This is a genomic window from Paucibacter sp. KBW04 (assembly GCF_003852425.1).
Taxonomy (GTDB): Bacteria; Pseudomonadota; Gammaproteobacteria; order Burkholderiales; family Burkholderiaceae_C; genus Paucibacter_A.
This window is the reverse complement of sequence record NZ_QAJN01000007.1, coordinates 1-13,642: the sequence shown is the minus strand read 5'-3', so window position 1 is coordinate 13,642 and position 13,642 is coordinate 1. Positions and strand designations below refer to the sequence as shown.

The 13,642-nt window shown below is 64.6% G+C and carries 16 protein-coding genes and 1 riboswitch; of the genes, 13 read left to right on the top strand and 3 right to left on the bottom strand.

Going from position 1 to position 13,642, the window contains the following annotated elements; all coding sequences use genetic code 11:
- The first annotated feature begins 26 nt into the window (after positions 1-26).
- On the top strand, positions 27-608 hold the full coding sequence (locus DBR47_RS08295) for a GNAT family N-acetyltransferase (RefSeq protein WP_370454888.1): 582 nt from the start codon (positions 27-29) through the stop codon (positions 606-608).
- On the opposite strand, the gene DBR47_RS08290 is transcribed toward DBR47_RS08295, so the two are convergent.
- On the bottom strand, positions 588-1,148 hold the full coding sequence (locus DBR47_RS08290) for a GNAT family N-acetyltransferase (protein WP_197046940.1): 561 nt from the start codon (positions 1,146-1,148) through the stop codon (positions 588-590). The genes DBR47_RS08295 and DBR47_RS08290 overlap by 21 nt on opposite strands.
- Positions 1,149-1,200: 52 nt before the next feature.
- On the opposite strand from DBR47_RS08290, the gene DBR47_RS08285 reads away from it, so the two are divergent.
- From DBR47_RS08285 to DBR47_RS08275, 3 genes are read left to right on the top strand one after another with little or no spacing between them, the layout of a single operon-like run.
- Positions 1,201-1,419 carry a DUF6500 family protein gene (locus DBR47_RS08285; protein WP_124448859.1) on the top strand — a complete coding sequence of 73 codons (219 nt, stop codon included), beginning with the start codon at positions 1,201-1,203 and terminating at the stop codon, positions 1,417-1,419.
- A gap of 45 nt (positions 1,420-1,464) precedes the next feature.
- Positions 1,465-1,854 carry an NUDIX domain-containing protein gene (locus DBR47_RS08280; RefSeq protein ID WP_124448857.1) on the top strand — a complete coding sequence of 130 codons (390 nt, stop codon included), beginning with the start codon at positions 1,465-1,467 and terminating at the stop codon, positions 1,852-1,854.
- Between the two features lie 21 nt (positions 1,855-1,875).
- On the top strand, positions 1,876-2,397 hold the full coding sequence (locus tag DBR47_RS08275; protein WP_124448855.1) for an NADPH-dependent FMN reductase: 522 nt from the start codon (positions 1,876-1,878) through the stop codon (positions 2,395-2,397).
- Between the two features lie 2 nt (positions 2,398-2,399).
- Here the strand turns inward: DBR47_RS08275 and DBR47_RS08270 are convergent, their stop codons facing one another.
- Both DBR47_RS08270 and DBR47_RS08265 read right to left on the bottom strand, forming a co-directional pair.
- Positions 2,400-3,479 (bottom strand): M48 family metallopeptidase, encoded by a 1,080-nt coding sequence (locus DBR47_RS08270; protein WP_124448853.1) that lies wholly within the window; start codon positions 3,477-3,479, stop codon positions 2,400-2,402.
- Between the two features lie 6 nt (positions 3,480-3,485).
- Positions 3,486-4,718: a YjgN family protein gene (locus tag DBR47_RS08265; RefSeq protein WP_124448851.1), complete on the bottom strand. Its 1,233-nt coding sequence runs from the start codon at positions 4,716-4,718 to the stop codon at positions 3,486-3,488.
- Positions 4,719-4,917: 199 nt separating this feature from the next.
- Here DBR47_RS08265 and DBR47_RS08260 point away from each other — a divergent pair, with 199 nt between their 5' ends.
- From DBR47_RS08260 to DBR47_RS08220, 9 genes are all read left to right on the top strand, one after another.
- On the top strand, positions 4,918-5,547 hold the full coding sequence (locus DBR47_RS08260; protein WP_124448848.1) for a glutathione S-transferase family protein: 630 nt from the start codon (positions 4,918-4,920) through the stop codon (positions 5,545-5,547).
- 10 nt (positions 5,548-5,557) lie between these two features.
- Positions 5,558-6,223, top strand: a complete 666-nt coding sequence (locus DBR47_RS08255; protein WP_255420735.1) for a glutathione S-transferase — start codon at positions 5,558-5,560, stop codon at positions 6,221-6,223.
- 125 nt (positions 6,224-6,348) lie between these two features.
- Positions 6,349-8,217 (top strand): signal peptide peptidase SppA, encoded by a 1,869-nt coding sequence (gene sppA, locus DBR47_RS08250; RefSeq protein ID WP_124448846.1) that lies wholly within the window; start codon positions 6,349-6,351, stop codon positions 8,215-8,217.
- A gap of 137 nt (positions 8,218-8,354) precedes the next feature.
- A complete protein-coding gene (locus DBR47_RS08245) occupies positions 8,355-9,218 on the top strand; it encodes an ABC transporter substrate-binding protein (protein WP_231512199.1) in 864 nt (287 codons plus the stop codon).
- Between the two features lie 26 nt (positions 9,219-9,244).
- Positions 9,245-9,320: riboswitch (SAM riboswitch) on the top strand.
- Between the two features lie 49 nt (positions 9,321-9,369).
- On the top strand, positions 9,370-10,506 hold the full coding sequence (locus DBR47_RS08240) for a homoserine O-acetyltransferase (RefSeq protein ID WP_255420733.1): 1,137 nt from the start codon (positions 9,370-9,372) through the stop codon (positions 10,504-10,506).
- A complete protein-coding gene (metW, locus tag DBR47_RS08235; protein WP_124448842.1) occupies positions 10,503-11,090 on the top strand; it encodes a methionine biosynthesis protein MetW in 588 nt (195 codons plus the stop codon). The genes DBR47_RS08240 and metW overlap by 4 nt, the downstream gene beginning before the upstream one ends.
- A 41-nt stretch (positions 11,091-11,131) precedes the next feature.
- Positions 11,132-11,500, top strand: a complete 369-nt coding sequence (locus DBR47_RS08230; RefSeq protein ID WP_124448840.1) for a VOC family protein — start codon at positions 11,132-11,134, stop codon at positions 11,498-11,500.
- Positions 11,501-11,829: 329 nt separating this feature from the next.
- A complete protein-coding gene (locus DBR47_RS08225) occupies positions 11,830-12,564 on the top strand; it encodes an ABC transporter substrate-binding protein (RefSeq protein ID WP_197046939.1) in 735 nt (244 codons plus the stop codon).
- A 90-nt stretch (positions 12,565-12,654) separates the two neighbouring features.
- Positions 12,655-13,605: a GGDEF domain-containing protein gene (locus tag DBR47_RS08220; RefSeq protein ID WP_124448836.1), complete on the top strand. Its 951-nt coding sequence runs from the start codon at positions 12,655-12,657 to the stop codon at positions 13,603-13,605.
- Positions 13,606-13,642 lie beyond the last annotated feature (37 nt).

Genomic DNA, 13,642 nt, shown 5'->3' with positions numbered 1-13,642 from the left:
TGCCCCGACCTCAGCCTGGACCTGCCATGAGCATCCCAACATCGTTTGACGGACTTGAGTTGCACACCGAGCGCATGGTTCTGCGCGGCTTTGCCGAGCAGGACGCGCAGGCGGTGTTGCCGATCTACGCCGACCCCGAGGTGATGCGGTATGGCAGCCGCCTGCCCTGGACCTCCATCTCGCAAGCGCATGAATTCATCGCCCAGCACCGGGCTTGGATGGCCGAGGGCAGCTCGCTGCGTCTGGCCATGTTCAGCAAGGAGGACGGGGTCTTGCTGGGCGATTGCAGCCTGTTCAATTGGCAGCGGCAATGCCGCCGCGCGGAGATAGGCTACGGCCTGGCCCGCGCGGCCTGGCATCGCGGCTTCATGGGCGAGGCCTTGCAAGCCCTGCTGGCCTATGGCTTTGGAACGATGGACCTGAACCGCGTCGAGGCCGATATCGACCCGCGCAACAAGGCCTCGGCCAAGACCCTGGAACGGCTGGGATTCAGGCAGGAGGGCTTGCTGCCCCAGCGCTGGATCGTCGGTGAGGAGGTGTCGGATTCGGCGCTCTACGGCTTGCTGCGCAGCGACTGGGAAATGCGTTCAAACCAGGCGGTCGGCTGAGGCGGCCTGGTTTCGCCGCGCCTCCCAGTCGGCGCGCACCATGCCCAGCAAGTCGCCGTCCTGGTAGGCGCCGTTCATAAAAACGACGCCGCGCAAAAAGCCCTCGTACTGGAAGCCGGCCTTCTCAGCCACCCGCCGTGAGGCGAGATTGCCCGGCGCCATGCTGCAGGCTAGGCGGTTGATGGGCAGGTTGAGAAAGAGATAGTCCACCAAGGCCTGCACGGCGGCGCTGCCATAGCCGCGCCCACGCAGCGAGGGCTCGTGAATGCTCCACCCCAGCTCGCGCGCCGTGGCATAGCGGTGCGCCAAGAAGTGCGAGACGCTGCCGATCACGGCCCCGCTCTCGTCGCACACCAACAAGCGCTCGGCCGCATCGCTGGAGAAGCCGTCCTCGGCAAAGCGCTTGCGCATGGCTTGCGGGCTGCGCAACAAGCCGGACTCAAACTCACCCCGCGTTTCGGCACTGGCGGCCAGCTGGCAGAGCAGGGGCAGATCGTTTTCGCTGACGTGGCGCAGGCTGATTTTCCGGGGGCTGGGCATGGACATCTCCTTTGCCCCAAGCGTAGCAAAACCTGACCCTCACAATAGCCCCATGCGAGCCGAATTAAGAAACAAGATCCTGCAAGTCTGCGCCGACAAGATGGCCAAGAAGGGCCCCGATGTGGGCTTGTCCTTCTACGCCTTCTTTGCCAATAAAAACGATGACCCGGCCTTGTTGATGGAGGCAGCGCGCTGGTGGATTGAGGAGCAGCGCCTGGATCATTTCGAGAAGGCCGCGAAGATTCGCTCGCTCTTGAGCGACTCACCCTAGGCCAGTACAAGACCCGTCCTGAATTCCCCGCAGGAGCCCCAGCCCATGTACAAAGTCTCCATCAAGGCCGTGCTGCCCGCGCCCGACGGCCGCATTGTTTTGCTGCTCAACGAGCGTGAGGAATGGGAGCTGCCCGGCGGGCAAATCGAGCTGGGCGAGACCCCGCCCGAATGCCTGGCTCGCGAGATCGCGGAGGAGTTGGGTCTGCAGGTGGCGGTGGATGCCGCGCCGCTGGACAGCTATTTGTTCGAGGTCATCCCGGGTCGTCACGTGTTCATCGTGACCTATTGCGCCAGACTCGTCGGGCCCTTCGAGCCACAGCTGAGTCATGAGCATAGGCGCTGGGCCTTGTTCGCGCCCCAGGCCTTGCCCAGCAATTTGCCGGCTGGTTATCGCGCCAGCATTTTGAGTGCTACAAAGGCTTTCCCCACTTAAGACGCCTTCAGCCCTCCGCCCATGTTCCACATCCTTGCCCTGTCCGGCAGCCTGCGCGCCGCCTCACTGAACTCTGCTTTGCTGCGGGTGGCCGCGCGTCAGGCGCCGCCGGGCATCGACTTGCGCGTGTTTGAGGGCTTGGGCCAATTGCCCTTGTTCAACCCCGATCTGGAGGCGGCGCCGGGGCGGGCGGTGCAGGAATTGCGCGAGGCGGTGGCGCGTGCCGATGCGCTCATCATCGCCAGCCCGGAGTACGCCCATGGCGTCACGGGCGTGATCAAGAACGCGCTGGATTGGTTGGTCAGCTACGAGCCCTTTGCCTACAAGCGGGTGGCGGTCTTGAATGCCTCGCCGCGCGCCAGCCATGCCGATGCGGCCCTGCGCGAAACGCTCAAGACCATGGCCGCTCATATCGTCGAGGAGGCCTCGCTCACCATCCCCCTGCTAGGCCGGGGCTGGGACGAGCAGGCCATGCTGCAGTCGGATGAAATCAGCGGCGCCTTGCGCGCCGTGTTTGCCGGTCTGCAGCAGGCCGGGGACTGAACTCAAGGCGCGCCGAAGAAGCGCTTGCGCTCCGCGTCCGCCGGATGGCTGGCGAAGGCGATGGGCAGGCTGTCGCGGTCGCCTTTTTTCTTGCGCAAGGCCTCGATGCGATCGAAGAAGTCCAGCATCACGCGAGGCTTGATATCGGCATCGAGCATCAGCTGGCGGGCCAGCGCGTCTGACTCGCGCTCGAAGTCACGCGAGTAGGCGGCCTGGGCCATGACGGTGGGCACGCCGGCGATCAGGGCCGAGAAGTCGCCCACCACCAGGCCGGCAAGGGTGCCAACCATGCCGGCCTGCAAAACCGCGCGCATGCCATGCTGGTGCTGCACATGGCCTAACTCGTGGGCCAGGATGCCGACCAAGGCCTGGGGGCTGTCCTTGTCCAGCAGCTGCACCAGGGCATCGGTCATGACGATATTGCCGCCCGGCAGGGCGAAGGCATTGGGCCCCATGGCCTCACCCGCATCGCGGAAGTGCAGCTGGTAGGCGGGCCAGGGCTTGGCGCCCCGGTCGCGGGCCATGGCCTTGGCCTGTGCCTTTTGCAAGGCCTGGGCAAAGCGCTCGGCGATCTGGTCTTGCTGCGCGCGAGCAAGCTTGGACGGCTTGAGCATTTTTTGGTCGAACCAGCTCAGGGCCTGATCGCCGATCTGCTGCTCCACCGCGGGCGGGATCAGGGCCACGCCTTTGTCGGCCGCCCAGGGCACGCCCCAGGCCCAAAGGCCGGCGACCGCAGCGATGCTCAGCACAAAGGCCAGGGCCACATAGCGCCAGCTCTGCATCCAGCGCACGGTCAATGAGTCCCGCAGGCCCGAGGCCTGGGCCCAGTCGTCCCAGGTCCCTGCCTCGTGGTGGCTGAGCAGGCCGCCGCCGGGCAGCTCGGCCTGGCGCTGGCCATGGCGTTGCCGTTCCGGCCACACCACCTCCCGCAAGGGGAAGTGGCGCAGGCTTTGGTCCTCCTCGGATTGCAGATGCAACTGGCCTTCGTGGACCCAGGCTTGCACCCGCTGGGGCCGGGCACTGCGCCCGTCAAAGAAATGGGCTTGCAGCCGCGCCGAGGCGGCTGGATTTGGGAGATCCATCGGGGCTTACCAACCCATGTCGAAGCCGAAGAAGTCGCCCGCAGCCTCGCCGGCCGTCTCGCTGCTGCCCTGGCCAGCGCGTGCAATCCAACGGTCCAGATCACCCTGCAGATCGATGCTGACCGACTCCAGGCGCAGGCGCGCCGTGGCGACGGCCGCGAAGGGGCGGTACAGGCTCAGGGTCAGGGCGGTCAGCAGCCAGTTCTTGAAGGTCAGGATGACCAGGCGGCGAGCCTTGAGCTGGCTGTCGAACTGCAGGCTGGGGCTGCGTGTGTTCGACCAGACCAGGTTCTGCAAGCGTGCGTTGAACAAGGGCCCGCTGACGGCAAAGAAGAAGAGATAGGCCAGGAACAGGGCGATGAAGACAAGGGGCAGGATCTCGGGCCGACCCTTGAACATGGGCAGCAGCACGGCGGCCAGAACGCCGGTGAGGACGAGCGGCAAGATGCCCATCAGAAAGACCTTCAGACCCAAGCCGTAGAAGCGCCGGGTCGGCGTGTCCAGCTGGGTTTGTTCCTCGGCGTACTGATAGCCATTGTGCTGATAGCGCTTGATGCAGGCCAGGGCCCAAGGCGCCAGGCCCAGCATCAAGAGGCCGCAGACGCCGGAGATGGCCAGATACACCTTTGCCGAGGCCTCGATCTGAGCTGCGGCTTCGGGCGTGGTGGCCGGGTTCATATCGCCCAGCAAGAAGTACTGAGCCAGCATCAGGCCGATGGCGGGCAGATAGACCGGCAGAAAGGCCTGATAGGCGGAGCGCAGATCACCGGCGAAGCCAAAGCGCAGGCCGCGCCAGCTGGTGTTGGCCAGGCGGAACTGCATGCCGGCGCGCCACAGCGCGGGCCAGAGCGCGCACAGCAGCAGATAAGCCAGCAGGCCGGCCGTGGGCGAGAAATTGCTGGCCAGGGCGTAAGAGCCCATCAAGGCCAGCAGCAGCACAAAGCCGCGGAACATGGGCCAGGGGCGGCCATGGAAGCTCAGGGCTTCACCGTCCACCTGGGTGTTGGCGTAGAAATACTTGATGCGCCGCACCTTGGCGAAGGGCAGGTAGAGGCCCAGGGTCAGCAGGATCAGCAGCATATTGACGATCCAGATGCGGAAGTACTCGCTGCCGGAGCCGGTGAACCGAATCTTCAGCTGGCGCGGGGGCGAGCTGGCCGTGCGGCTGGGTGCTGTGGCGAAATCTTCTACGGCGATGGTGTCCGCGAACGGGTCTGCCCCGGTGTGAGCGTCTGACATGGTCCTCCCAGCTTTTTTATGCGCTTTTGATGCCAATGAATTTTGGCGAAGGCGGCAGTCTGCGTTTCTTACGCGGCCGTGACAAGAGGACAAATCACTTCGCGTCGGGCCAACAACGTGACATATGCACGCTGGCTTGACGCCACAAGGGCCTCGTTAGAATGCATTCAACAGGGATGACGCAGTTACAGCATTACTTATGAAATTAATTGGATCACTCGCCAGCCCCTATGTGCGCAAGGTGCGCATCGTGATGGCCGAGAAGAAACTCGACTATCAGTTCGTCCTCGAGGACGTCTGGGCCAGTGATGCCATTCTCAAGATGAACCCGCTGGGCAAGGTGCCTTGCCTGGTCATGGAGGGGCAGGACTCGATCACCGGTGCGGTGTTCGACTCACGCGTCATCGTCGAGTACGTGGACACCTTGTCCCCCGTGGGCAAGCTGATCCCCGAGCGCGGTCGCGAACGCACCGAGGTGCGCACCTGGGAGGCATTGGCCGATGGCATTCTGGACGCCGGTGTGCTGGTGCGCCTGGAAAAGACCTGGGCCGGTCGCCCGGACGAGCAGCGCTGCGAGGCCTGGGTGGATCGCCAGATGAGCAAGGTCCTGGCCGGCCTCAAGGCCATGAGCCAAGGTCTGGGCGAAAAGCCCTGGTGCTCGGGCAATCACTTCAGCCTGGCCGACATCTCCCTGGGTTGCGCCCTGGGTTGGTTGGACTTCCGCTTCCCGGCCATCAACTGGCGTGAAGAGCATCCCAATCTGGCCCGCCACTTCGAGAAGCTCAGCGCTCGCCAGAGCTTTATCGACACGGCGCCACGGCTGGCCTGAGCGAAGCCGGGTGAGCCCAGCGCCCCTTTCTTCGCTGCCCGTTCTCTACTCCTTCCGTCGTTGCCCCTACGCCATGCGGGCGCGCCTGGCCTTGCGCCAAGCCGGCCAGCAGGTGGAGTTGCGCGAGGTCGCTTTGCGGGCCAAGCCCGCCGAGCTCCTGGCCGCCTCAATCAAGGGCACGGTGCCGGTGCTGGTTTTGCCGGGCGGGGAGGTGCTGGAGCAGAGCTTGGACATCATGCGCTGGGCCCTGGCAAGATCTGACCCCCAAGGCTGGCTGAGTGCCGCGCCCGAGGCCGAGCAGCTGCGCTGGATCGAACTCAACGACACGCAGTTCAAGCCCTTGCTGGACCGCTACAAATACCCTGAACGCTTTCCCGAGGCTTCGGCGCTGCAGTATCGCGAGGCCGCCTGCGCCCTGTTGCTGCGGCCGCTGGACCAGGCCCTGGCCGCCACACAGGCCTGGATCTTCGGCCCGCAATGCAGCCTGGCCGATATGGCCTTGCTGCCTTTTGTGCGCCAGTTCGCCGCCGTCGACGCGGCCTGGTTTGACGCGCAAACCGAGTTGCCCGCCCTGCGCAACTGGCTGCAGGGCTTTGTGGACAGCGCCTTGTTCAAGGCCGTGATGCAGCAGCGCCTGCCGCCCTGGGCACCCGCTCAGCCCCCTGTGTATTGCTGAGCGTTTTCTGCCCCCGCAGCCGGCCGTCCGGCCTGGGGCAAACCCCTGCCATGTCTTTCGTTCGACTGGCCTAGTTCCTGCACAATCTGCGGCACAAATAGCTATGCAATTGCAGCGGAGTGAGTATGGGCGTCAAAAGCGTTTTCTCGGGTCTTTGGTGGGTGGTGAAGAAGTTCTGGGGCGCGTTGGACGCGACCCGGCGCGCGATTTTCAACCTGCTGATCTTGTTGATTCTGATCGCCTTGGTCAGCGGCTTGATCAACCGCGGCCCCAAGCCTTTGCAGGACAAAACAGCCCTGGTGCTGAATCTGCATGGCCCGCTGGTGGAACAGTTCTCCGGCTCGCCCCGCGACACCGCCATGGCCCAGCTGCAAGGCACAAAGCAAAAGCAGACCCGCTTGCGCGATGTGCTGGCGACCCTGGATGCCGCTGCCAAAGACCCCAAGATCACGAGCGTGGTGCTGGACCTGGACGAGTTCGGCGGCGCCGGCATGGCCGGCCTGAACGAGGTGGCGGCCGCGCTGGACCGCTTCAAAGCCAGCGGCAAACCCATCCTGGCCTATGGCGACAGCTATAACCAGAAGGGCTACTTCCTGGCCGCGCGCGCCAACGAGATCTATCTGCACCCCATGGGCATGGTGATGATCGAGGGCTTTGGCCGCTATCGCACCTATTACAAAGATGCGCTGGACCGCCTGGGCGTGAGCGCCAATGTCTTGCGTGTCGGCGCCTTCAAGAACGCCGCCGAGCCTTACTTCGCCAACGCGCCTTCGCCGGCTGCGCTGGAGGCCGAGAGCTATCTCTACGGTGATCTGTGGGCCCGCTACACCGCCTCGGTGGAAGCCGCTCGCAAGCTGCCCAAGGGCAGCATTGCCCAAGGCATTGAAAAGCTGCCCGAGGCCATGGAAGCCGTCAAGGGCGACACCGCCAAGCTGGCCTTCCAAAGCAAGCTGGTGGACGGCATCAAGACCCGCGACGAAATGCGCGATCTGCTGATGGCCCGTGGTGCCAAGGACGAGAAGGGCAAGAGCTATCGCCGCATCTCCTTTGACGAATACCAGGCCTATCTGAAGCCAGGCGTCCAGCATGGCCCCTCGGTGGGCGTGGTGGTGGCCGAGGGTGAGATCGTTGACGGCGACGCCGCCGCCGGCCGCATCGGTGGCGACTCCACCGCCCGCCAGATCCGCCAAGCGCGCGAGGACGAGAACGTCAAGGCTGTGGTCTTGCGCGTCAACTCGCCCGGCGGCAGCGCCTTTGCCTCCGAGATCGTGCGCCGTGAGTTGGAGCTGACCAAGAAGGCCGGCAAGCCGGTGGTGATCTCCATGGGTGATGTGGCGGCCTCGGGCGGCTACTGGATCTCCATGTCCTCCGACGAGGTGATTGCCGACCCGGCCACCGTCACCGGCTCCATCGGCGTCTTCGGCATGCTGCCTACGGCCGACAAGCTCTTGGACAAGCTCACCATCCACACCGGCGGCTACACCAGCACCTGGCTGACGGGCGGCTTCGACCCACGCCGCCCTCTGGACCCGCGCCTGCAGGCCACGGTGCAGCAAGGCATCAACCACATTTACGACGAGTTCACCACCAAGGCCGCGGCCGCCCGCAAGAAGAATGTGGCCGAGATCGACGCCGTTGCCCAAGGCCGTGTCTGGACCGGTGCCCAAGCCAAGGAGCGCGGCCTGATCGACCGCCTGGGTAGCTTTGACGACGCCGTCAAATCGGCCGCCAAGCTGGCCAAGCTGGAAGGCCAGCCGCGCCTGAACTACATCGAGCGCGAGCTGGGTCGTTTTGAGCGCCTGCTGGCCAGCCTGGACGAAGTGGTGGCGCCCGCGGTCGCGACATCGATTGGCAATGCTCTGCGCGCCGAGCTGGGCTTCAGCGTGCCCAAGGCGATGCAGCAGGTGCAGGGCGAGCTGGCTTTTGCGGCCGAGCTGAGCGAGGGCAAAAAGCCCTTCTCGGCCGTGGTGCACTGCCTTTGCACGGCCCCCTGAGCCGGCCCCCAGACCGGCGATCGGAAGGGCTTGAACCGCATCGCCGGCATCACTGATCTCGCCGCATAATTGCTGATCAGCGCTGCATTTCAGGCGCCGAGGGGCTTGGCATGGGGTGGTGGAATCCGGTTCTTGGATTGACGCGATTCGGCGGCGCAGCCACAGGCCGCAGCCGCCGACTGCAGGGCTGGGCCTTGCTTGGCGCGGCCTTGCTGAGTCTTGGCCTGAGCTCATGGGCTCAGGCCACCCACCACGCTTTGCTCGACCCGGCCGAGTCGGCTGCCTCGGCCAATCTGGTCTCTTCGACAAGCCCCGCCCCAGCCCCGAGTGCGCGTCCGCTGCTGCTGGTCAGCAGCGAATTCCCGCCACTGATTTACTCACGCGGCAGCGGCTCGCCCGGCGCTCTGGGCGATCTCTTGCATGAGCTGGGCCAGGAGCTGGGCCAGCCCTTGGACCCCAGCTTCTACCCCTTTGCCCGCGCCCTGGCGCTGACGCAGCGCGGCCCCGGCGTGTTGATGGCGCCGCTGGCTCGCACACCCGAACGAGAAAAAACGCTGCGCTGGGTGGCTGTGCTGTATCAGAACCGCTATGTGCTTTACGGCAAAAAAGACCGCTGGGCTCAGCTGCCGCCCGAGCCGGACTTGAAGGCCGGTCGGGTGGCCGTGCTGCGCGGCGCCATCGGCCGCGATCGGCTGCGCGGCCTGGGTTTTAAGCACATCGTCGAGGAGGCTGATTACCCCCGCATCCTGCGCCGCCTGGACGAGGGCACGGTGGACTTTGTCTACGCCGCCGAGCCGACTTTTCTGGGTGCTTTGCAAACAAGCGGGCGTGAGCCCGCGGCTTTTGTGGAAGGCCCGAGCTACGACACCCGTGACATCTGGCTGGCCGCCTCGCCCGACCTCAACGAGGCCCAGTTGAACCAGCTGCGTGCAGCGCTGGACAAGCTCAAGCGCGACGGCCGTTACGCCAAATTCCTGCAAAGGGCCAGGCTCAAGCTTTGAGCGAGTGAAGGCGGCGGCGATATACTTCCGCCCACAGCGCTGATTTGTTCCGAATTGCGGGCGCTTAAAAAATGCAGCTAAAGAGGGACTCCGTCAACCGGCGTCCGCTTTTTTTGCGGAGCCGGTTTTTGTTTTTGGAGGATGCATCAAAGTGGCAGTCGGAGACATCGGGCAGGTCAGCCCGCAAACCATGCACTTCAACACGCCCCTGCCCCTGCGCAGTGGCGCGCAGTTGGCGAGTTATCAGCTGGTCTACGAGACCTATGGCCAGCTCAATGCCGAGCGTAGCAACGCCGTGCTGGTCTGCCATGCGCTCAATGCCAGCCATCATCTGGCCGGCACTTATGCGGGCCAGGAGAACAGCGAAGGCTGGTGGAACAATCTGATCGGCCCGGGCAAGCCGCTGGATACGAATAAGTTCTTCGTCATCGGCATCAACAATCTGGGTTCCTGTTTCGGCTCTACCGGGCCCATGCACGTCAACCCGGCCACGGGCCAGATCTATGGTGCGGACTTCCCCGTCGTCACGGTGCAGGACTGGGTCGATGCCCAGGCCCGTGTGCTGGATGAGTTAGGCATCACCCAGCTGGCGGCTGTGCTGGGCGGCTCGCTGGGCGGCATGCAGGCGCTGGACTGGTCGCTGCGCTACCCCGAGCGTATGCGCCACTGCATCGCCATCGCCACCGCGCCGGCCCTGTCGGCGCAGAACATCGCCTTCAACGAGGTGGCGCGGCGCGCCATCATCACCGACCCCGATTTCCACGGCGGCCATTTCTACGCCCATGGCGTCGTGCCCAAGCGCGGCCTGCGGGTGGCGCGCATGATCGGCCACATCACCTATCTCAGCGACGATGTGATGGAGCAAAAGTTCGGCCGCCAGATGCGCGCCGCCGAGCTGGGCTACAGCACCCAGGACATCGAGTTCCAGATCGAAAGCTATCTGCGCTACCAGGGCGATAAGTTCAGCAATTACTTCGACGCCAACACCTATTTGCTGATCACCCGCGCGCTCGATTACTTCGACCCCGCGCGTGAGCATGGCGGTGATCTGAGCCGGACTTTCGCCAGCGCGCGCTGCAAATACCTGGTGGCCAGCTTCAGCACCGACTGGCGCTTCTCACCAGCGCGCTCGCGCGAGATCGTCAAGGCCTTGCTGGACAACAAACGCGATGTGTCTTACGCGGAGATCGACGCCCCGCACGGCCACGACGCCTTCTTGCTGGAGGACCCGCGCTATCACGGCCTGTTGCGCGCCTACTTTCAACGCATTGCAGGAGAGCAGGCATGAGCAGCAGCCAATCGGTGATGGAACAAATCGCGGCCCTGGTGCCCGAGGGCTCACGCGTGTTAGACCTCGGCTGCGGCACCGGCGCCCTCTTGGACTATCTGCAAAAACACCGGGGCTGCACCGGCTACGGCGTGGAGCTGGACGACGCCAATCTGCTGGCCTGCGCCCAGCGCGGTGTCAATGTGATCCAGCTCAATCTGGAAGATGGCCTGTCCATCTTCGAGGACCAGAGCTTTGATGTGGTCTTGCAGCTGGAGACTCTGCAGCATCTGCGCAATACCGAGCTGATGCTGCGTGAGACCGCGCGGGTGGGCCGCATCGGCATCGTCAGCTTCCCCAACTTTGCCCACTGGCCCAACCGCCTGCAGGTGATGCTGGGCCGCATGCCGGTGACCCGGGTGCTGCCTTACGAGTGGTATGACACGCCCAATATCCGCGTCGGCACCTACGCCGATTTCGAGGTGCTGGCGCGCAAGAACCGCCTGCGGGTGCTGGACAGCTTTGGCATCCAGAACGGCGAGGCGGTGCGGACCCTGCCCAATCTGCTGGCCAGTATGGCGGTGTTCAAGTTCGATCGCGGTTGAGTCAAACTAAGGACTCCTATTCACAAGCAACGGAGTCCCGCATGATCGGCTACACCACTCTGGGCACCAATGATCTGCCCCGCGCCACGGCTTTCTATGACGAATTGTTTGGCGTCATCGGCATCAAGCGCATCATGGATTTCGGCCGTGGCTATGCCTGGGGCACGACCATGGACAAGCCGGGCTTCGGCGTCATGAAGCCTTTTGACGGCCAAGCCGCGACGGTGGGCAATGGCGTGATGGTGGCCTTGGTGGTGGACAGCCAGGACAAAGTCCGTGCCCTGCATGCCAAGGCCCTGGCACTGGGCGGCAAGGACGAAGGCGCGCCGGGCCCGCGTGGCGAAGGCTTTTACGCCGCCTACTTCCGCGACCTGGATGGCAACAAGCTCAACGCCTTTTGCGTGGGCTAGGCGCCAGCGTGGTGTGAGTCCAAGGGCTGGGGTGACGCGACTTTTGTCCCTCACAAGAGCCTCTTCCTCGTCCCCCGAATGACAGGCGCGAGGCTGCCGCACTGCTACGCTGCGTAGCGGCGTTCTTCGACGTCATGCAGGGGCCCCTCGCCCGGATCGTCTGGGGGATGGATGCTTGGATGATTTGGCGAAGGGCTTGGCCCACAGGAAAGTTTTGGATCCTTATCGCGCTCTGCCTGGCCGCGCCGCTTGGGGCCTCCGCCGGCTGCAGTCAGCCGGTTCAGGTACCGGTCGCGCCCACCGGATTCAATGTACTGCTGCGCGCTGAGATGGGCGGTCGGGTTGAAGGGGTCTACCCCGACCTGCTGCGCCAGTTGGGCCCGTCGCTGGCTTGCGAGTTCGTCTTCCCCGTAGTGCCGCGGGCCCGCGTGGCCCTGATGTTTTTTGAGACGCAGGAGGCCGATGTCTTTCTGCCCGCCTCGCGCACGGCCGAGCGTGACCTCAAGGCCCAGTTCGTGCCCATGCTCAGGCTCACGCCCAGCTTGATCACCCTGGCCTCGCGGCGCCTGGTGGTGGAAGATGTGGGGAGTCTTTTGCACGCCAAAACCCGTTTGCGCGGCGCCATGGTGCGCAGCTACACCTGGGGTGATGATTACGAGGCCTTGATGCGCCAGCTGGTGGCCGACAAGCGGGTGGACTTTGTGGCCGATTTGCGCACCGTGGCCCAGATGCTGCGCAGTGGTCGGGTGGACTTCACCATCCTGCCGCCGACCCTGCTTTACTCGGCCTTGCAAGAGCCGGGCGTGGCCGCGACGGCAGCCGCCAGCTCGACTCGCGACGGAGAAACCGCCTTCAGCCGTGAGTTCCGCTTCGCCGCCTTGCGTGGCCTGCCGCGCTCCGAGGTTGGTGCCTACCTCTCCCGCCAGACCTTGTCGGCCAGCGATCTGCAACTGCTGCGCGATGGCCTGAGCCGCGCCGCCCGCGACGGCAGCTTGATGCGCAGCCTGCAGCGCTACTACCCGGCCGAGGTTTTGCGGCAGGACGTGCAGATCATCACCAACTGAGCATTTGCTCGCCCGCCGCCGCCCGACTCAGCTGCTATATTTTTTGCCTCGCCCCGAGGTTTGAGGGCGCTGCATGACCGAGGGCTTTCGATGTCAGCTAAGTCCCAAGACGAGTTTCTCGCCCCCTCCCATCAGGCCCTGGCCGGCCGTTTCACCGGCTTGTTTGAGGCCACGCCCCAGCTGGTGGCCTTGTTTGATGCCGCCGATGTCTTGCGCTATGCCAACCCCGCTTTTCGAGCGGCCTTCGCGCTGGCGCCCGAGGCCCAGCCCAGCTGGCAAACCATGATGCGCGACTGCTATCTCCAAAGGCGGGGGAATGTGGTCAAGACCAAGGATTTCGAGGCCTGGTTGGCCTCGGCCACGGCGCGCCGAGGCAAGCAGGCTTTTCGCAGCTTTGAGGCCGATCTCTACGACGACCGCTGGATCTGGATGAACGAGACCGTCGATGAGCAGGGCTGGATGCTGTGCGTGGCCAGCGACATCACCCCTCTCAAGCAAGACGGCCGCGAACTGCGCCAGGCCCGTGATCTGGCGCTGCGAGCCGCCCAGACCGACAGCCTCACCGGGCTGAGCAATCGTGGCCATGTGCTGGGCCTGCTGGATCAGTTCTTGGCGGAGTACCGTGACGGGGGCGATGCCTTGGCGCTGGTCGTGCTGGACCTGGATTTCTTCAAGCGCATCAATGATTGCCAGGGCCATGCGGTCGGTGACCGGGTCATCAGGGACTTTGCTCAGCTCTTGCAATCGAACTGCCGCCGTGTGGATGCCTGCGGTCGCGTGGGTGGTGAGGAGTTCTTGCTCTTGCTGCTCGGTGTCGATGAACTGGATGCCGCGCAGGTGGTGGAGCGGCTCTTGGCCCAGGTGCGGGCCTCCCGGCCCTTGATCGAGCAGCCTGACTTCGCCTACACCGCCTCGGCGGGCATGGCGTTTTGGCGCCCCGGTGAATTGGCTAGCGAGCTGCTCAAGCGGGCCGATGAGGCCTTGTATGCCGCCAAATCTGCTGGGCGCGACCAACTGGTGCTGGCCGCCCCGGCCGACTGAGCGAGCGGAGGCTGTTCGCCTTGTATCTTTAAGCCTC